The organism is Streptomyces sp. NPDC031445 (assembly GCF_055581365.1).
Genome location: NZ_JBVIJO010000003.1, coordinates 343,300 through 361,487 on the forward strand (window position 1 = coordinate 343,300; position 18,188 = coordinate 361,487).

Here is an 18,188-nt window from a genome sequence, read left to right on the forward strand (position 1 = left end):
ACTCCCTGCCGACGTGCGGCCACCTTCCTACCGCCCAACGGGTGGCGGAGAGGGAGCTTTCCCGACTTTTCCGCCCGTACGAGGGCCTTGATCAGGTATAGGACTCACGCTGTTCTCACTCGAAAGAGTGGCGGAGCAGTGGCCGCGTGGACCACGTAGGCTCATTCACGACGGAGAAGGACGTCGGAGCAGGACGTCGGAGCAGACGGTGAGGAGCTGATCGTGATCCCCGGTGGTGGCCAGCCCAACATGCAGCAGTTGCTCCAGCAGGCCCAGAAGATGCAGCAGGACCTTCAGCGGGCCCAGGAGGAACTGGCGAACACGGAGGTCGACGGGCAGGCGGGCGGCGGTCTGGTGCGGGCCACCGTCACCGGCGCCGGTGAGCTGCGGGCGCTGAAGATCGACCCGAAGGCGGTGGACCCGGAGGACACCGAGACCCTCGCCGACCTGGTCGTGGCGGCCGTACAGGCGGCCAACGAGAACGCGCAGGCGCTCCAGCAGCAGAAGCTCGGCCCGCTGGCCCAGGGACTGGGCGGCGGCAGCGGCATTCCGGGCCTGCCGTTCTGACGCCTCCGCCTTCCGGGCGGGGGCGCGAGGCAACTACCGTACGTACCGACAGGTCTCCAGGAAGGGCAGTCCGTTGTACGAAGGCGTGGTCCAGGACCTCATCGACGAGCTGGGGCGGCTGCCCGGCGTCGGTCCCAAGAGCGCGCAGCGGATCGCCTTCCACATCCTCCAGGCCGAGCCGACGGACGTGAAGCGGCTCGCGCAGGCGCTCCTGGAAGTGAAAGCGAGGGTCCGCTTCTGCGCGACCTGCGGGAACGTGGCGCAGGAGGAGCTGTGCGGCATCTGCCGCGATCCGCGCCGCGACCCCTCCGTCATCTGCGTGGTGGAGGAACCGAAGGACGTCGTCGCGATCGAGCGCACCCGCGAGTTCCGGGGCCGGTACCACGTGCTCGGCGGCGCGATCAGCCCGATCGAGGGCGTGGGACCCGACGACCTGCGTATACGAGAACTTCTCGCACGGTTGGCCGACGGGACGGTCACGGAACTGATCCTGGCCACGGACCCCAATCTGGAAGGCGAGGCGACGGCGACGTACCTCGCCCGCATGATCAAGCCCATGGGCCTGAAGGTCACCCGCCTGGCCAGCGGCCTCCCGGTGGGCGGTGACCTGGAATACGCGGACGAGGTGACCCTCGGCCGCGCCTTCGAGGGGAGACGACTCCTAGATGTCTGACGCCACGCTGCACGCCTCGACGCAGAACCCGGACGACTTCGTGGTCCAGATCGCGGACCAGGTCGAGAGCTTCCTGGTGGCCGTCACGGAGGTGGCGAAGGGCGACGAGCCCGAATCGGCGGTCCCCTTCCTCCTCCTTGAGGTCTCCCAGCTCCTGCTGGCCGGCGGCCGGCTGGGCGCCCACGAGGACATCGTCCCCGAGGAGCGCTACGAGCCCGACCCGGGGCCCGAGCCGGACGTGGACGAGCTGCGCGAGAACTACGCCCGGCTCCTGGACCCGATCGACGTCTACTCCGAGGTCTTCGACCCGTACGAGCCGCGCAAGGCGCCGGTGCCGGCCCGGCTCTCCGACGACCTCGCCGACATCATCACCGATCTCCGCCACGGCATGGCCCACTACCGCGCGGGCCGCACCAGCGAGGCCCTGTGGTGGTGGCAGTTCTCCTACTTCTCCAACTGGGGCCCGACGGCCTCCGCGGTGCTGCGCGCCCTGCAGTCCGTCCTCATCCACGTCCGCCTCGACCAGCCCCTGGAGGAACTGGACGGCCTCGACACCGACCAGGCCGCCGTGGGCGACGAGACCCTGGAGTTCGAGGCGGGCCGCGTCATGGCCGAGGAGATCGGCGAGCCCCTGGGGATCCGTCCCGGGCAGTGACCGGTCCGGGTCCGGGCCCGGCACCTTGTGAGCCAGGGCACTTTCCGAGTGGTGGGCCGATCGCTGGGCAGGGGTCGAGACCGGGCGGCCGGATGTCTCACCATGCGGGAGCAGGGTGGTGGAATTCGGACGCTCGATAGACTGAGCCGACACAAACGAACCGAGCGAGGAGCGCACGTGGGCCTTGTCGTGCAGAAGTACGGAGGCTCCTCCGTAGCCGATGCCGAGGGCATCAAGCGCGTCGCCAAGCGGATCGTGGAAGCGAAGAAGAACGGCAACCAGGTTGTCGTCGTCGTTTCCGCGATGGGCGACACGACGGACGAGCTGATCGATCTCGCCGAGCAGGTCTCTCCCATGCCTGCCGGGCGGGAATTCGACATGCTGCTGACCGCCGGAGAGCGGATCTCCATGGCCCTGCTGGCGATGGCGATCAAAAACCTGGGCCACGAGGCGCAGTCCTTCACCGGCAGCCAGGCAGGCGTCATCACCGACTCGGTCCACAACAAAGCCCGGATCATCGACGTCACGCCGGGGCGGATCAGGACGGCTCTCGACGAGGGCAACATCGCCATCGTCGCCGGGTTCCAGGGCGTGAGCGCCGACAAGAAGGACATCACCACGCTGGGCCGCGGCGGGTCCGACACCACCGCCGTGGCGCTCGCCGCCGCGCTCGACGCCGAGGTCTGCGAGATCTACACCGACGTCGACGGCGTGTTCACCGCCGACCCGCGCGTGGTGAAGAAGGCGAAGAAGATCGACTGGATCTCCTTCGAGGACATGCTGGAACTCGCGGCCTCCGGTTCCAAGGTGCTCCTCCACCGCTGTGTGGAGTACGCCCGCCGCTACAACATCCCGATCCACGTCCGGTCGTCCTTCAGCGGACTGCAGGGCACGTGGGTCAGCAGTGAGCCGATTGGGGACAAGAAGGTGGAGCAGGCCATCATCTCCGGTGTCGCGCACGACACCTCCGAGGCCAAGATCACGGTCGTCGGCGTGCCGGACAAGCCGGGTGAGGCCGCCGCGATCTTCCGGACCATCGCCGATGCCGAGATCAACATCGACATGGTCGTGCAGAACGTGTCCGCCGCCTCCACGGGGCTGACGGACATCTCCTTCACGCTGCCGAAGACCGAGGGCCGCAAGGCCATCGACGCGCTGGAGAAGAACCGCTCCGGCATCGGCTTCGACTCGCTGCGCTACGACGACCAGATCGGAAAGATCTCCCTGGTCGGCGCCGGCATGAAGACCAACCCGGGCGTCACCGCCGGGTTCTTCGAGGCGCTCAGCGACGCCGGTGTGAACATCGAGCTGATCTCGACGTCCGAGATCCGCATCTCGGTGGTCACCCGCGCCGACGACGTGCCGGAGGCCGTCCGCGCCGTCCACACCGCCTTCGGTCTGGACTCCGACAGCGACGAGGCCGTCGTCTACGGCGGCACCGGCCGATGAGCCGGGACACGGCCCGATGACCGGCAGGCCGACGCTCGCGGTCGTGGGAGCGACCGGAGCCGTCGGCACGGTCATGCTCCAGATCCTGTCCCAGCGCGCGGACGTCTGGGGCGAGATCCGCCTGATCGCCTCCCCGCGCTCGGCCGGCCGCAAGCTGGCCGTGCGCGGCGAGGAGGTCGAGGTGGTGGCCCTGACTCAGGACGCCTTCGCCGGGGTCGACATCGCGCTGTTCGACGTCCCGGACGAGGTCGCCGCCGAGTGGGCGCCGGTCGCCGCCGCGCACGGCGCGGTCGTCGTCGACGACTCCGCCGCCTTCCGCATGGACCCGGACGTGCCGCTCGTCGTGCCCGAGATCAACCCGCACGCCGTACGGTCCCGGCCGCGCGGGATCGTCGCCAGCCCCGGCTGCACGACCCTGACGATGATCGTCGCGCTGGGCGCGCTGCACGCCGAGTTCGGGCTGCGCGAGCTGGTGGTGTCGTCGTACCAGGCGGTGAGCGGGGCCGGGCGGGCCGGCGTGGAGACGCTGCGGGCCCAGCTGTCCCTGGTGGCCGGGACCGAGCTGGGCACCAAGCCCGGGGACGTACGGCGGGCCGTCGGGGACGACACCGGGCCGTTCCCGGAGCCGGTCGCGCTGAACGTCGTGCCGTGGGCCGGCTCGCTGCGGGAGGACGGCTGGTCGTCGCAGGAGATGAAGGTCCGCGACGAGTCCCGGAAGATCCTCGGCCTGCCGGCGCTGCCGGTCGCCGTGACCTGCGTCCGGGTGCCGGTGGTCACCACGCACTCGCTGACCGTCCACGCCCGCTTCCAGCGGGAGGTCGGCGTCGACGGGGCCCGCGAGATCCTCGCGACCGCGCCGGGCGTGGTGCTGTGCGACGACCCGGCGGCCGGCGAGTTCCCCACCCCCGCCGACGTGGTGGGCACCGATCCGACCTGGGTGGGCCGGGTGCGCCGGGCCCTGGACGACCCGACCGCGCTGGAGCTCTTCGTCTGCGGCGACAACCTGCGCAAGGGCGCCGCGCTGAACTGCGCGCAGATCGCGGAACTCGTCGCGGCGGAGCTGTCCGCCCCCACATAGCCGTTGAACTTTGTAGGATCTCCGTAAGCACTGTGGCCGGGAGCATGGTCCAAATCCCTTGAACCACTCCCTGCCTGCGACAGAGGATTTCCCTCCCCGCCTTCCGCAACCGTACGGAGGCGGGGAGCGTCTTTGCGGTCACCCTTGCGGGACCTGGGGACGTGATGATCCTGGCGTGGGGACGCCGTGGTCGGGGCGTGGGGGCGCCCGTTCATATGGGACATAAGGGAAGAGCGGGACGCATGACGGCAGTTGAGGCGCCGCCGGTTGTCGCACATGTGACGCCCGGCACGTACAACCCCCGAGGGGGGCGGCGTGTCCAACAGGCGTGGCAGAGGTACTCGAACTCAGTGTGGCCCGCGGCGGCACGGCCCTGCGGCCCCCCGCGGCGCTCCGGCCCCGCCCGCCCGGCGGCATGCCGGTGATCGCGCCCATGCCCGCAGCGCGGCCCGCCCGCATACCCAGTCAGCGTGACGGCGCCGAGGACACCGCGGGCGCCGTGGCGTCCGAGGCCGCCGGCACGACCGTCGACCACCTCACCGAGACCTACCGGGCGCACTACCGCTCGCTGCTCGGCCTCGCCGCGCTCCTCCTCGACGACACCGCCTCCTGCGAGGACGTCGTCCAGGAGGCGTTCATCCGCGTCCACTCGGCCCGCAAGCGCGTCCGCGACCCCGAGAAGACCCTCGCCTACCTGCGGCAGACGGTCGTCAACCTCTCCCGCTCCACGCTGCGCCGGCGCATCCTCGGCCTGAAGCTGCTCTCCAAGCCGATGCCCGACATGGCGAGCGCGGAAGAGGGCGCCTACGACCAGCTGGAGCGCCGCGACCTCATCAAGGCGATGAAGGGGCTCCAGCGCCGCCAGCGCGAGGTCCTCGTGCTGCGCTACTTCGCGGACATGACCGAGGCCCAGGTCGCCGAGACGCTCGGCATATCCCTCGGCTCGGTCAAGGCGTACGGCTCGCGGGGCATCGCCGCGCTGCGGGTCGCCATGGGGACACCGGCATGAGCGACCACGCCGAAGAGGGCGCCTCCCATGAGGGTCACTCCCATGAGCGCCACTCCCATGAACGTCACGAGCCCTACGCCTGGCACGAGCCGACAAAGAGCAACGGGCAACAGCACACGCCATCGCACGCTGGGAACGGAACTGTGAACCACGGCCCCGACGACAAGGGCCCGGAGAGGCTCGAAGGAGTCCGCAGCCTGGACGGGCCCGACTCCGACGAACTGGCCCTGCGCCGGCTGCTGCACTCGGCGGTCGACGACATCGAACCGCGCACCGGCACCCTGGACCACCTGCGCCGGGCCGTCCCCGCGCGCCGCGCGCGCAAGCGCCAGGCGGTGGTCGGCATGGCCGCGGCGGCCCTGTTCATCGGCACCGCGATCCCCGCCCTCGTGCACGTCTCGCAGGCAGGCGGCTCCGACCCCAACACCGCGATGGCCGGCCAGTCCTCCCAGGCCCAGGGCGGCACCGGGGCGGGCAAGGACAAGGGCACCGGCAAGGGCGGCCCGAAGGACGCCGGCGGTACGACGGCCAGGCCCGGCAAGGAGTCCGGCCGGCCCGACGACAAGGGCACGACGCCCGGCAGCGGCGGCGGCTCCACCGGCGCCGCCGACCCCTCCGCCACGTCGGCCTCGGGCGTCCCGCTCTGTGCGCCGGCCCAGCTGGGCTCCGCCACCGGCAGCGCGGACGCGCCCGACACCGCGGGGGTCGTCTACGGCACCTTCCGCGTCACCAACATCTCCGGCACCGCCTGCACGGTCGCCGGTGCCGGCAGTGTCACGCCCACGGCGCAGGGCGCCGCCGACCCGGCCAAGATCCTCACCGCCCGGCACACCGCCGGTGACGCGGCGACCGCCCTGCCCGACCCGTCCCAGGAGGTCACCGGGCTGGTCCTCCAGCCGGGCGCGGCCTACGAGGAGAAGTTCGCCTTCGTCCCCTCGGAGACCTGCCCCACCACGGGCGGCGACAGCGGTCCGGGCGACCCCGGCCCGACCGGCCCGACGCCCGATCCGTCGCCCACCCAGAGCGCCTCCGGCGCCACCACCGACAGCACCGGCACGGAGGGCACGGCCCCGCAGCTCGCCACCGAGGAGGGCACGGCCGACGGCAGCGTCACGGTGACCCACGCAGCGCAGGGGGGTGCGCCGACGGCGACGGCGGTGGTGCCCGGCGCGTGCGCGGGCACGGTCTACTACACCGGGGTGCTCACGGGCTCCTGACGCTCCGCCGGGAGCGGGGCGCGCCGACGCCGTCAGCCGCTCGGTACCGGCTCCCGGTCCGGCTCCTCGGTCACCAGGCCCAGCGAGGCGTCCCGCTGGAACTCCAGCTCCCGGCGCAGCAGACGGAACCACATGAAGACCACGAAGCCCGCGAACACGAACCACTCGCCGGTGTAACCGAGGTTCTGGAACGCCTTGAGGTCCAGCCCCGTACCGCCCGGCGCGCTCGCGGGCACGGCCTTCATCCCGGCGTCCCCCCGGTCCAGGGTGATCCAGGCGTCGTACAGCCGGTACGGCACCAGGTTCACCAGCGACGCCGGGCTGATCGCGGAGGTCTGCCCGGCGGGGAGCCCGCCCTGCGCGCTGACCCCGTTGTCCCCGGGCGTCTCGGGCGCCTGGAGCGCTCCGGTGACGGTGACCTCGCCCCGGGGCGGCGCGGGCGCCTTCGCCGCGTCCGCCGTGCCCGGCAGCCAGCCCCGCACCACCGGCAGCGCCTTGCCGGAACCGGTGCGCAGCAGCGTCAGCACGTAGAAGCCGCGCTCACCGTCCAGCTCCCGTCCGGGCACCAGCAGCTGCTCCCCGTACCGGCCGCTCGCCGTGACCCGCCGTCCCGAGGTGTTCTTGTCGACGGGCAGCAGCGAGTCCAGCGGGCGCGCGGCCTCGCCCCGGTCGGAGGCGGCCTGTTCGGTCGCGGCGCGATGGTCCTGCACCCGCCCCTCGAACCGGCTCAGCTGCCACGACCCCATGAAGACGCAGAACGGGATGGCGAGCAGCACGAAGACGTTGATGCCCCACCAGCGGGGTGTCAGCAGAAACCGGTACACGCCCTCCACGGTACGGCGCCCGCCCCGGCGGCCGTGCCTCGGGTCAGTCCTTGCTCGCCCTCAGGGAGTAGATCAGCGGGATGCGCGGATGGTCCGCCGGGAACCTGTGGTAGCCGTCGCGCACCTCCAGGTTCCCGAAGCGCGGGAAGAGCGACACGTCGTGCTCGTGCAGGAAGTCGATGCGCAGCCCGGCCGCGGCGAGCGCGGAGACCACGTCCCCGAGCGGGTGCTGCCACTCCACGCTGCGGTTGTGGACGGTGACGGCGTCCAGGTCGGCGTAGGTGCCCGGTTCGTTCCACACCTGCGCGTCCCGGGTGAAGTAGTCGCGCACGATCCGGGTGCCGGTCTCGTCGTCCAGGGTCTCGGTGATCGGGTGGAACTCGGCGAGGTAGAGGAACCCGCCGGGCGCGACGAGGGAGGCGGCCGTCCGTGCCCAGCGTCCGAGGTCCGGCAGCCAGCACAGGGCGCCGAGCCCGGTGTAGACGATGTCGTACGACGGCTCGGGCACGGCCCCGGCCGCGTCGTACACGTCACTGGTGACGAAGGCGGCCCGGTCGGGGCCGTACCCGAGGTCGGCGGCGAGGGCGCGGGCCGCCTCCACCGCGGGTGCGGAGAAGTCCAGGCCGACGACGCGGGCGGCGCCGCGGTGGAGCCAGGAGAGGGTGTCGGTGCCGATGTGGCACTGCAGGTGCAGCAGCGACTTCCCGGTGACGTCCCCGGCCTCGGCCCGCTCGAAGTCCCGCAGGTCGTCCCGGCGGGTGCGGAAGCCGTCGAGGTCGTAGAAGGGTCCGGCGACGTGGAGGGGCACCCTCTCGTCCCACATGGCCTTGTTGTCCTCGCGCCAGCCTTCGGGGACGGACGGGGAAGTGACGGAAACGCTCATGCCGCGGAAGTTATCCACAGGCTGTGCCCTCCTGCCACCCAATTGTCGGCGCGGCCAGGCACTATGGGCGCATGACTGGGGCCACGAACGACGGCGGCACGCCGACCACGCAGCACACAGCGGACATGCCGGACTGGGAGAAGCGCTTCCGGGCGCCGCGGGTGTCGCTGCCCGACTGGGCGGAGGACGCGCCGGACCACGCCCTGTTCGTGTCGAACGCGACCGGGACGTACGAGCTGTACGCCTGGGACAGGGCGACGGGCGAGCAGCGCCAGGCAACGGCCCGGCCGAACGGCACGACGGACGGCGTGCTCTCCCCGGACGGCGCCTGGATCTGGTGGTTCGACGACAAGGACGGCGACGAGTTCGGCAGCTGGCGCCGCCAGCCGTTCACGGGCGGCCCGGACGAGCCGGCCGTGCCCGGTCTCGACCCGTCCTACCCGGCCGGCCTGGCCCTGTCCCGCGACGGCCGCACGGCGGTCGTCGGCCGCTCCACGGACGACGAGGGCACCACGATCCACCTGGCCCGCGAGGGCGCGGACCCGGTCGAGATCTACCGCCACCGCGAGTCGGCGGGCGTCGGCGACCTCGCGCACGACGGCTCCCTGATCGCCGTGGAGCACACCGAGCACGGCGACGCCATGCACGCGGCCCTGCGGGTGCTCCGCCCGGACGGCACGACGGTCGCCGAGCTGGACGACACCAAGGGTGGCACCGAGGAGCTGGGTCTGGAGGTACTGGGCTTCGCCCCGGTCGACGGTGACACCCGGCTGCTCATCGGCCACCAGCGCCGGGGCCGCTGGGAGCCGCTGGTGTGGGACGTGGCCACGGGCGAGGAGACCGACCTGGCGCTCGACCTGCCCGGCGACGTCAGCGCCGAGTGGTACCCGGACGGCTCGGCCCTGCTCGTCGTCCACGGCTTCGAGGCCCGCAGCGAGCTGTTCCGGTACGACGTCGCGACCCGCGAGCTGACCCGCATCCCCACCCCGCCCGGCACGGTCTCCGGGGCGACGGCCCGCCCCGACGGCAGCGTGGAGTACCTGTGGTCGTCGGCCGCCGAGCCCCCGGCGGTCCGCTCCACGGCCGGCGGCGTGGTGCTGGACCCGCCGGGCATGGCGTGCCCGCCGTCGGTGCCGGTGGAGGACGTGTGGGTGGAGGGCCCCGGCGGCCGCATCCACGCCCTGGTCCAGAAGCCGGCGGGCGCCACCGGCCCCCTCCCCACCGTCTTCGACCTGCACGGCGGCCCGACCTGGCACGACAGCGACTCCTTCGCCGCCGGCCCGGCCGCCTGGGTCGACCACGGCTACGCGGTGGTCCGCGTCAACTACCGGGGCTCCACCGGCTACGGCCGCGCCTGGACGGACGCACTCAAGCACCGGGTCGGCCTGATCGAGCTGGAGGACGTGGCGGCGGTGCGCGACTGGGCCGTCTCCTCCGGTCTCGCCGACCCCGCCCGCCTGGTCCTGACCGGCGCCTCCTGGGGCGGCTATCTGACCCTGCTCGGCGTCGGCGCCCAGCCGGAGGCCTGGGCGCTGGGGATCGCGGTGGTGCCCGTCGCGGACTACGTCACCGCGTACCACGACGAGATGGAGTCCCTGAAGGCCATGGACCGCACCCTGCTGGGCGGCACCCCGCAGGAGGTCCCGGAGCGCTTCGAGGCGTCGTCCCCGCTGACGTACGTCGACCAGGTCAAGGCCCCCGTCTACATCTCGGCGGGCGTCAACGACCCGCGCTGCCCGATCCGCCAGATCGACAACTACGTCAAGAGACTGGAGACCCGGGGCGCGGTCCACGAGGTGTACCGGTACGACGCGGGGCACGGCTCGCTGGTCGTGGAGGAGCGGATCAAGCAGGTGAGACTGGAGCTGGAGTTCGCGGCACGGCACCTGCCGGTCTAGGGTCTTCCGTTCGGACCAGGCCGGATCAGGGCGCGGTGCCAGGGCCCGCGAGGCCGGCGTGATCCGCCCGTGAGGCCCTGGTCAGCGCAGCTCCGCCAGGCCTCTGCGGGTGGCGGCGACGACCACCCGGTCGCCCTTCCCCAGCACATGGGAGGACGCGGTGTCGGCGTGGCCCAGCAGCGCCAGGACCCGCCAGGACCCGGCCCGGAAGGCCTCCCGCACGGTGCGCCCCTCCAGCTGGGGATGCCCGTCCACGTCCACCGCGGCGAACAGCAGCACCCTGCGCTCCACGGCGACGGCCCCGAGCACCTGCCGCCCCAGCATGGCCCCGGCGAACGCGGGGGCGGCCAGGTGGGTGACGCTCCGGCTCCGGGTCAGCGCCTGCGGGTAGGCGGTGCGCAGGGTGCGGTACACGGCGGTGGCGAAGTCGTCGTCGTACAGCCGCAGCACCACCCGCAGATCGGGCCGTACGGTCCGCGCGTAGAGCACGGCCTCCAGGTTGGTGGTGTCCGAGCTGGTCACCGCGAGCAGGGCCTGGGCCCGCTGGATCTGGGCGGCCTCCAGGACGCCCTCCTGGGTGACGTCCCCGAGCACCACCGGCACCCGCAGCCGGCGGGCCGTGGCGAGGCCCCGCGCCTCCGGGTCGGACTCGACGCACACGACGGGGACGTTCAGTTCCCGCAGCCGGGTCAGCACCCGGGTGCCGATCTTGCCGAGCCCGAGCAGGACGACGTGCCCGCTCAGGCCGCGCGGTGGCTTGCGCAGGGCGGAGGCGGTGCGGAAGGTGCCGAACGCCTCCAGCGCGGCGGCCAGCAGCACCGGCAGCAGCAGCAGTCCGACGAGCGCGGAGAGGAGCTGGAGGAGCTGGCGCCCCAGCGGCTGCCTGAGGGCCGGGTCGTCGATCGCGAACAGGTCGAGGAGGGTGATGTAGAAGGCGCGCAGCGGATGGATGCCGGTGACCACCCACAGGGCGACGGCGAGACCCACCACGCACCCGGCGAGCACGGCGAGGGTCCAGCGCAGCCGCCGGGAGAACAGGGAGCCCAGCGGGGGCACGCCGGTCATCGCGCGGCGGGCGGGCGCGGCGGACTCGCCGCCGGCCGGGGCGGAGACGTGTTCCAGCACCACGGCCTGCCGTCCGGCGGCCTGCCGGACCTCCTCGTCGTCGGGGAGCAGCCGGGGCTGCTGTTCCCCGGCGTACGGGCCGTCGGCGCCGGCCGGGTCGCCGCCCGAGAGCAGCGCGAGGGTGTGCAGCCCGGTGCCGGGGCCGTCCCCGGACAGCGGCCGTTCCACGGCCCGCAGCAGCAGGCCCTCGGTCTGGACGACCCGGCTCGTGCCGGCGACGGCGGTCGCGGCCAGCGCGGGCGCGGCGGTGTCGGCGTCGGACAGCACGGTGGTGGACGCCTCGGTGGCGGTGCCCGGGCCGCCGTCGTCCCCGGCGGCCAGCGCGGCGGCCTGGTCGAGGAGTTCCTCGATGTGCTGGCCCAGCCGCCGGTTGTAGAGCCGCAGGACGAGCCGCAGCCGGGGGTTGAGCCGACGGGCGGTCAGGGCGGCCCGGATGTTGGTCTCGTCGTCGTCGTACACCAGGGCCAGCGCGGCGGCCCGGGCCACCCCGGCCTCCGCGAGCACCGCCTCGGTCAGCTCGGCGGCCTCCAGCACCCCCTCGCCGTCCGGGTGCGGGCCGACGGGCGCGCCGGCGGGCTGCCCGCCCGTGCCGGAGCGGCCGACGGTGCCCACGGCGGCGCTGACCACGCGGTCGAACAGCGCGGCCGACGCGGACCGGGCGCGGCCGACCACCGGGGGCCGGACGGTGCGCTCGTCCGGCGGCACGACGAGCGTGACCCGCTCGCCGTAGACCCCGCGCAACTCGGCGGCCAGCCGGTGCGCGAGGCCGTCGTCCCCGCACACCACCATGTGCGCCGGCGGGGACCCCGGCCCCCCTTGATACGGAACGCTCGCCACGAGGGAGAAGAGTGCACCAAGCGGCCGGGTGGTTCCAGCGGCGGTCTGAACGCACGCGCCGGGACCCGCGTAGGGAAGGGGAGGGAGAGCAGCAGCCGGAGGGAACCGCACGTGGCCATCACCGAAGACGCCCCGCCCGGTACGGACGCGAGCCGTGCCGGGCCCCCGCGGAGCCGGCGGCTCAGCTCCCCGCTGGCGCTCACCCTGACGCTCCTGACGGCCGTGCTCGCGCAGTCGCCGATCCGCGGGGCCCTCGGCACCCCGCTGATGCAGAGCTGGACGACCGTGTTCGTGGCGGTGACCGTCCAGGCACTGCCCTTCCTGGTGCTGGGCGTGCTGCTGTCGGCGGCGATCGCGGTGTTCGTCCCGGCGTCCTTCTTCGCACGCGCCCTGCCGCGCCGGCCCGCCCTCGCCGTGCCGGTGGCGGGCATCGCCGGCGCGGTGCTGCCGGGCTGCGAGTGCGCGTCGGTGCCGGTGGCGGGCGCCCTGGTCCGCCGGGGCGTGACCCCGGCCGCCGCCCTGGCGTTCCTGCTCTCCGCGCCCGCGATCAACCCGGTGGTGCTGACCGCCACCGCCGTCGCCTTCCCCGGGCACCCGGAGATGGTCCTGGCCCGGTTCCTGGCGAGCCTGCTGGTGGCCTGCGCGATGGGCTGGCTGTGGCAGCGGCTGGGCCGGACGGACTGGCTGCGCACCCCGGCCCACGGCGCGCACGAGGGCGCGACCAAGGGGGAGGCGTTCTGGGGCGCGGTACGGCACGACGTGATGCACGCGGGCGGGTTCCTGGTGCTGGGCGCGACGGCCGCGGCCACGCTGAAGGCGGTGGTCCCGGCGGACTGGCTGCGCACGGCCGCGGGCAGCCCGCCGGTCTCGGTCCTCGCCCTCGCCGTGCTCGCCGTCCTGCTGTCGATCTGCTCGGAGGCGGACGCGTTCGTCGCCGCCTCCCTCACCCAGTTCTCCCCGACGGCCAAGCTGGTGTTCCTGGTGGTGGGCCCGATGATCGACCTCAAGCTGTTCGCGATGCAGGCCGGCACCTTCGGCCGCGGCTTCGCGCTCCGGTTCGCGCCCGCCACCTTCGCGCTGGCCGTCGCGGGCGCCGTAACTACCGGTGCGGTGCTGCTGTGAACCGCCAGGCCCAGGCGGCCGTCCTGTTCCTGCTCGGCGGCGCGCTGCTGCACGCGGGCACCACCGACCTGTACCTGCGCTACGTCAAGGCGGGCCTGCGCCCGCTGCTGCTGGCCGCGGGCGCGGTGCTGATCGCGGCGGCCCTGGCGACGGCCTGGTACGAGCGCCGGCGCGACCGCGAGCGGCACCGGCACCCCGAGCCGCGGGTCGCCTGGCTGCTCCTGCTGCCGCTCCTCGCCCTGATCCTGATCGCACCGCCGGCCCTCGGCTCGTACAGCGCCCTGCGCTCCGGCACGGCCCTGCAGAAGCCGTACGGCTACGGCCCGCTGCCGGCGGGCGACCCGGTGCCGCTGTCCGTCGTCGACTACGCCTCCCGCGCCGCCTACGGCCACGGCCGCTCCCTGCACGGCCGTGCCGTCCGGGTCACCGGCTTCCTGGCCCTGGACCACGCGGGCCGGCCCTACCTGGTCCGCATGGCCCTCAACTGCTGTGCCGCCGACGCCCAGCCGGTGAAGATCGCGCTGACCGGCGCGCTGCCGCCGGTGCTGCGCCCGGACGCCTGGCTGGAGGTGACGGGCACGTACGCCCCCGGGCTCCGCCACGACCCGGTCAACGACGGCCCCATCCCCTACCTGGAGGTCACCGCGACGCGTCCGGTACCGGCCCCGCGCGACCCGTACGACGAGACCTGGAACACCTGACCGGCACCGGTCACCGGCCTCGGCCACCGGCACCGGACAGCCCGGCCCCGGCTACCGGTCGGCCGCCGCGCTGTCGAAGTCGAAGCGGGCGAGGTCCCTGAGCCACACCTCCGCGTTGCCGTCCGAGGGGGCCCGCCAGTCGCCGCGAGGGGAGAGGGAGCCGCCCGCCGACACCTTCGGGCCGTTCGGCATGGCCGAGCGCTTGAACTGCGAGAACGCGAAGAAGCGGCGGCAGAACACCTCCAGCCAGTGCCGGATCTCCCGCAGGTCGTACGCCACCCGCTTGGCCTCGGGGAAGTTCGGCGGCCAGGCGCCGGACTTCGCGTCGTGCCAGGCGTGCCAGGCCAGGAAGACGGTCTTCGAGGGCCGGAAGCCGTAGCGCAGCACCTGGAAGAGGGTGAAGTCGTGCAGCGCGTACGGGCCGATCTTCGACTCGGTGGACTGCATCTCCTCGCCCGGCACCAGCTCCGGGCTGATCTCGGTGTCCAGGATCGCGGCCAGGATCGCGCCGGTCTCCTCGTCGAACTGGCCGCTGTCGATCACCCAGCGGATCAGGTGCTGGATGAAGGTCTTCGGCACCCCGGAGTTGACGTTGTAGTGGCTCATCTGGTCGCCGACGCCGTACGTGGACCAGCCGAGCGCCAGCTCGGAGAGGTCGCCGGTGCCGAGGACGATGCCGCCGCGCTGGTTGGCCAGCCGGAACAGGTAGTCGGTGCGCAGACCGGCCTGCACGTTCTCGAAGGTGACGTCGTACACCGGCTCGCCGGAGGCGAAGGGGTGCCCGATCTCCTTCAGCATCAGCCGCGCGGTCGGCGTGATGTCCAGCTCGGCCGCGGTGACGCCGAGCGCCCGCATCAGCTTGTGCGCGTTGTCCTTGGTGTGGTCGCTGGTGGCGAAGCCCGGCAGTGTGAAGGCCAGGATGTCGCTGCGCGGCCGGCCCGCGCGGTCCATCGCCCGGGCGGCGACGATCAGCGCGTGCGTGGAGTCCAGACCGCCGGACACGCCGATGACGACCTTGGGGCCGCCGATCGCCGCGAGCCGCTGCTGGAGCCCGGCGACCTGGATGTTGTAGGCCTCGTAGCAGTCCAGGGCGAGCCGCTCGGGGTCGGCGGGCACGAACGGGAAGCGCTCCACGCGCCGGCGCAGCCCGAGGTCGGTGAGCGGCGGGTCCAGCTCGAAGGAGACGGTGCGGAAGTCACCGGTCCGGGCGGCGTGGGTCCGGCGGTTGTCGTCGAAGGTGCCCATCCGGTGCCGCTCCTGCCGCAGCAGGTCGAGGTCCACGTCGGCGACCGCGTACCGGTCGCCGAGCGGGAAGCGCTCGGTCTCGGCGAGCAGCACCCCGTTCTCGTAGATCATGGTCTGCCCGTCCCAGGACAGGTCGGTGGTCGACTCGCCGAGGCCGGCCGCCGCGTAGACGTACGCGGCGAGGCAGCGCGAGGACGCCGAGCGGCACAGCAGCTTGCGGTCCTCGGCCCGGCCGACCGTGATCGGGCTGCCGGAGAGGTTGACCAGCACGGTCGCCCCGGCGAGGGCCGCCTCGGCGCTCGGCGGCACCGGCACCCACATGTCCTCGCAGATCTCGGTGTGCAGCACCAGCCCCGGCACGTCCTCGGCGGCGAACAGCAGGTCCACCCCGAACGGCACCTCGGCACCCGCGACCCGGATGGTCCCGCCCCGCTCGTCGTGCCCGTCGGCGATCTGCCGGCGCTCGTAGAACTCGCGGTAGGTCGGCGGGTACGACTTCGGTACGACACCGAGGATCCGGCCGCGGTGCACGATCACCGCGCAGTTGTAGATCCGGTGGCGGTGACGCAGCGGGGCGCCGACGACCAGCACCGGCAGCAGCTCCGCCGACCCGGCCACGACGGTTTCGAGGGCCGCCTCGGCCTGGTCGAGCAGCGCGTCCTGGAGCAGCAGGTCCTCGATGGAGTAGCCGGTCAGGCCCAGCTCGGGGAAGACGGCGACGGCGACGCCCTCGTCCGCGCACCGGCGCGCCAGGCGCAGGACCGCTTCGGCGTTGGCCCGCGGGTCGGCGATGACGGTGTGGCCGGTGCACGCGGCGACCCGCGCGAAGCCGTGGTTGTAGAGCGACCAGAAGTTCAACGGGGCTTCCTTCATGTCAGGAAGCCTAGATCCCGGCCGCGCCGGGGTGCCGGGGCAGCCCCGCGGGCCGGAGGCGTAAGGGTCGCGTCAAGGCCGTACGGGCGGCCGTAAGGGGGGCGTCAACGGGTGATGCGTCCGGGCCGTCCCGGAGTTCTCCTCGTAACGTCCGTTTCACCGAACCCATTCAGGAGTCCGCGATGGCCGATACGGCCTTCGTCCTCACCGTGCTCGCGGCTTTCGCGCTGGTGGCCCTCGTCGCCAAGGGGGTGACGAAGCTGTGACCGCCGAGACCGTCGTCGGCCTGGTCGTGGCCGTCGCCCTGCTGGGCTATCTCGTCCTGGCCCTGGTCTTCCCGGAGAGGTTCTGAGCGCCCCATGGGTCCCGTACCGGCCGGCGTGCTCCAGCTGCTCGCCCTGACAGGCGCGCTCGCGCTCGCCTATGTCCCCCTCGGCACCTACATGGCCCGGGTCTACTCCTCACCGCGGCACCTGCGCGTGGAGAAGTGGATCTACAAGGGCATCGGTGCCGACCCCGACACCGAGATGACCTGGCCCGCGTACCTGCGTGGCGTTCTCGCCTTCTCCGTGGCGGGGGTCCTCTTCCTCTACCTCCTCCAGCGGCTCCAGGGCGTGCTGCCCGGCTCGCTCGGCTTCTCCTCGGTCGACCCGGCGCAGTCCTTCAACACGGCCGTGTCGTTCGTGACCAACACCAACTGGCAGTCGTACTACGGCGAGCAGACGATGGGGCACGTCGTGCAGACCGCCGGTCTGGCCGTGCAGAACTTCGTCTCCGCGGCCGTGGGTATCGCCGTCGCCGTGGCGCTGGTGCGCGGCTTCGCGCGGTCCCGCACCGGTGAGCTGGGCAACTTCTGGTCCGACCTGGTGCGCGGCACCGTGCGCGTGCTGGTGCCGCTCGCGGCGGTCGCCGCCGTCGTGCTGGTCGCCTGCGGGGTGCTCCAGAACTTCTCCGGCATCCACGCGGTGGGGCAGTTCATGGGCGGCTCCCAGCAGTGGAACGGCGGCGCGGTCGCCTCGCAGGAGGCCATCAAGGAACTGGGCACTAACGGCGGCGGCTACTTCAACGCCAACAGCGCCCACCCCTTCGAGAACCCCACCCCGTTCACCAACCTCTTCGAGATCTTCCTCATCCTCGTCATCCCGTTCTCCCTGACCCGGACCTTCGGCGTCATGGTCGGTTCGGTGCGGCAGGGCTACGCGATCCTCGCCACCATGGGCGTCGTCTGGCTCGGTTTCACCGCCCTGATGATGTGGACGGAGTTCACCCACCACGGCCCGGCGCTCCAGGCCGCGGGCGGGGCGCTGGAGGGCAAGGAGGTCCGCTTCGGGGTCGGCGGCTCCTCGATCTTCGCGGTGGCCACGACGCTCACCTCCACCGGCGCGGTGGACTCCTTCCACTCCTCCTTCACCGGCCTCGGCGGCGGCATCACGATGCTGAGCATGATGCTGGGCGAGATCGCGCCCGGCGGCACCGGCTCCGGCCTCTACGGCATCCTGATCATGGCGGTCATCGCGGTGTTCCTCGCCGGCCTGATGGTGGGCCGTACGCCCGAGTACCTGGGCAAGAAGATCGGCGGCCGGGAGATGAAGCTGGCCGCCGCCTACATCCTGGTCACACCGGCGCTGGTGCTCGTCTTCACGGCCGCCTCCATGGCGCTGCCGACCCCGCCGCACTCGGTCCTCAACTCCGGCGCGCACGGCTTCTCCGAGGTGCTGTACGCCTTCACCTCCGCCGCCAACAACAACGGCTCGGCCTTCGCCGGGCTCAACGCGAACACCGACTGGTTCAACACCATGACCGGGCTCGCCATGCTGTTCGGCCGGTTCCTGCCCATGGTCTTCGTCCTGGCGCTGGCCGGCTCGCTCGCCGGGCAGCGGCCGATCCCGGTCACCGCCGGCACCCTGCGCACCGAGAAACCGCTGTTCACCGGCCTGCTGGTGGGCGCGATCCTGATCATCACCGGTCTCACGTACTTCCCGGCCCTGGCGCTGGGACCGCTCGCGGAAGGGCTCGCGTGATGACCACCCGC

Annotated in this window: 16 protein-coding genes; 12 read left to right on the forward strand and 4 right to left on the reverse strand. The window is 72.8% G+C overall.

The genetic code is table 11. The features are described from left to right. The first annotated feature begins 222 nt into the window (after window positions 1-222). The 7 genes from ACZ5DC_RS11825 (at window position 223) to ACZ5DC_RS11855 (ending at window position 6,648) form a co-directional block, all read left to right on the forward strand. Window positions 223-567, forward strand: coding sequence for a YbaB/EbfC family nucleoid-associated protein (locus tag ACZ5DC_RS11825; RefSeq protein ID WP_468651809.1), 345 nt, complete (start codon window positions 223-225; stop codon window positions 565-567). Between the two features lie 73 nt (window positions 568-640). Next, the gene (gene recR, locus ACZ5DC_RS11830) at window positions 641-1,240 is read left to right on the forward strand and encodes a recombination mediator RecR (RefSeq protein WP_103814721.1); all 600 of its coding nucleotides are present in this window, start codon (window positions 641-643) and stop codon (window positions 1,238-1,240) included. Beyond that, window positions 1,233-1,895 (forward strand): DUF5063 domain-containing protein, encoded by a 663-nt coding sequence (locus tag ACZ5DC_RS11835; protein WP_468651811.1) that lies wholly within the window; start codon window positions 1,233-1,235, stop codon window positions 1,893-1,895. The genes recR and ACZ5DC_RS11835 overlap by 8 nt, the downstream gene beginning before the upstream one ends. A 177-nt stretch (window positions 1,896-2,072) precedes the next feature. Beyond that, window positions 2,073-3,344 carry an aspartate kinase gene (locus ACZ5DC_RS11840; RefSeq protein ID WP_014673991.1) on the forward strand — a complete coding sequence of 424 codons (1,272 nt, stop codon included), beginning with the start codon at window positions 2,073-2,075 and terminating at the stop codon, window positions 3,342-3,344. A gap of 16 nt (window positions 3,345-3,360) precedes the next feature. Beyond that, on the forward strand, window positions 3,361-4,422 hold the full coding sequence (locus ACZ5DC_RS11845) for an aspartate-semialdehyde dehydrogenase (protein ID WP_468651813.1): 1,062 nt from the start codon (window positions 3,361-3,363) through the stop codon (window positions 4,420-4,422). A 328-nt stretch (window positions 4,423-4,750) separates the two neighbouring features. Continuing rightward, a complete protein-coding gene (locus ACZ5DC_RS11850; RefSeq protein ID WP_366750157.1) occupies window positions 4,751-5,431 on the forward strand; it encodes a SigE family RNA polymerase sigma factor in 681 nt (226 codons plus the stop codon). 143 nt (window positions 5,432-5,574) lie between these two features. Continuing rightward, window positions 5,575-6,648, forward strand: coding sequence for a hypothetical protein (locus tag ACZ5DC_RS11855; protein ID WP_468651816.1), 1,074 nt, complete (start codon window positions 5,575-5,577; stop codon window positions 6,646-6,648). Window positions 6,649-6,680: 32 nt separating this feature from the next. On the opposite strand, the gene ACZ5DC_RS11860 is transcribed toward ACZ5DC_RS11855, so the two are convergent. Then, window positions 6,681-7,472: an SURF1 family protein gene (locus ACZ5DC_RS11860; RefSeq protein ID WP_468651817.1), complete on the reverse strand. Its 792-nt coding sequence runs from the start codon at window positions 7,470-7,472 to the stop codon at window positions 6,681-6,683. Window positions 7,473-7,515: 43 nt separating this feature from the next. After that, the gene (locus tag ACZ5DC_RS11865) at window positions 7,516-8,355 is read right to left on the reverse strand and encodes a class I SAM-dependent methyltransferase (RefSeq protein ID WP_468651819.1); all 840 of its coding nucleotides are present in this window, start codon (window positions 8,353-8,355) and stop codon (window positions 7,516-7,518) included. Window positions 8,356-8,426: 71 nt separating this feature from the next. Here ACZ5DC_RS11865 and ACZ5DC_RS11870 point away from each other — a divergent pair, with 71 nt between their 5' ends. After that, window positions 8,427-10,253 carry a S9 family peptidase gene (locus ACZ5DC_RS11870; RefSeq protein ID WP_468651821.1) on the forward strand — a complete coding sequence of 609 codons (1,827 nt, stop codon included), beginning with the start codon at window positions 8,427-8,429 and terminating at the stop codon, window positions 10,251-10,253. Window positions 10,254-10,334: 81 nt separating this feature from the next. On the opposite strand, the gene ACZ5DC_RS11875 is transcribed toward ACZ5DC_RS11870, so the two are convergent. Then, window positions 10,335-12,167 (reverse strand): NAD-binding protein, encoded by a 1,833-nt coding sequence (locus ACZ5DC_RS11875; protein ID WP_468652073.1) that lies wholly within the window; start codon window positions 12,165-12,167, stop codon window positions 10,335-10,337. Window positions 12,168-12,326: 159 nt separating this feature from the next. On the opposite strand from ACZ5DC_RS11875, the gene ACZ5DC_RS11880 reads away from it, so the two are divergent. Then, window positions 12,327-13,337, forward strand: a complete 1,011-nt coding sequence (locus tag ACZ5DC_RS11880) for a permease (protein ID WP_468651823.1) — start codon at window positions 12,327-12,329, stop codon at window positions 13,335-13,337. Beyond that, on the forward strand, window positions 13,334-14,038 hold the full coding sequence (locus ACZ5DC_RS11885) for a TIGR03943 family putative permease subunit (protein WP_468651825.1): 705 nt from the start codon (window positions 13,334-13,336) through the stop codon (window positions 14,036-14,038). The genes ACZ5DC_RS11880 and ACZ5DC_RS11885 overlap by 4 nt, the downstream gene beginning before the upstream one ends. Window positions 14,039-14,089: 51 nt before the next feature. Here the strand turns inward: ACZ5DC_RS11885 and ACZ5DC_RS11890 are convergent, their stop codons facing one another. Next, window positions 14,090-16,156: an NAD(+) synthase gene (locus ACZ5DC_RS11890; RefSeq protein WP_468651827.1), complete on the reverse strand. Its 2,067-nt coding sequence runs from the start codon at window positions 16,154-16,156 to the stop codon at window positions 14,090-14,092. 262 nt (window positions 16,157-16,418) lie between these two features. Between ACZ5DC_RS11890 and kdpF the strand changes: the two genes are divergently transcribed. Together kdpF and kdpA are read left to right on the forward strand one after the other, a co-directional pair. After that, window positions 16,419-16,508 carry a K(+)-transporting ATPase subunit F gene (kdpF, locus tag ACZ5DC_RS11895; protein ID WP_037629700.1) on the forward strand — a complete coding sequence of 30 codons (90 nt, stop codon included), beginning with the start codon at window positions 16,419-16,421 and terminating at the stop codon, window positions 16,506-16,508. Window positions 16,509-16,515: 7 nt separating this feature from the next. After that, window positions 16,516-18,177, forward strand: coding sequence for a potassium-transporting ATPase subunit KdpA (kdpA, locus tag ACZ5DC_RS11900; RefSeq protein ID WP_468651829.1), 1,662 nt, complete (start codon window positions 16,516-16,518; stop codon window positions 18,175-18,177). The last annotated feature ends 11 nt before the right edge of the window (window positions 18,178-18,188 follow it).

Excerpts from the sequence above, each read along its gene's own strand:
- ACZ5DC_RS11870 (WP_468651821.1), top strand. The coding sequence starts at position 8,427 with ATGACTGGGGCCACGAACGACGGCGGCACGCCGACCACGCAGCACACA.
- ACZ5DC_RS11865 (WP_468651819.1), bottom strand. The coding sequence starts at position 8,355 with ATGAGCGTTTCCGTCACTTCCCCGTCCGTCCCCGAAGGCTGGCGCGAG.
- ACZ5DC_RS11835 (WP_468651811.1), top strand. The coding sequence starts at position 1,233 with ATGTCTGACGCCACGCTGCACGCCTCGACGCAGAACCCGGACGACTTC.
- ACZ5DC_RS11875 (WP_468652073.1), bottom strand. The coding sequence starts at position 12,167 with ATGGTGGTGTGCGGGGACGACGGCCTCGCGCACCGGCTGGCCGCCGAG.
- ACZ5DC_RS11890 (WP_468651827.1), bottom strand. The coding sequence starts at position 16,156 with ATGAAGGAAGCCCCGTTGAACTTCTGGTCGCTCTACAACCACGGCTTC.
- ACZ5DC_RS11845 (WP_468651813.1), top strand. The coding sequence starts at position 3,361 with ATGACCGGCAGGCCGACGCTCGCGGTCGTGGGAGCGACCGGAGCCGTC.
- kdpA (WP_468651829.1), top strand. The coding sequence starts at position 16,516 with ATGGGTCCCGTACCGGCCGGCGTGCTCCAGCTGCTCGCCCTGACAGGC.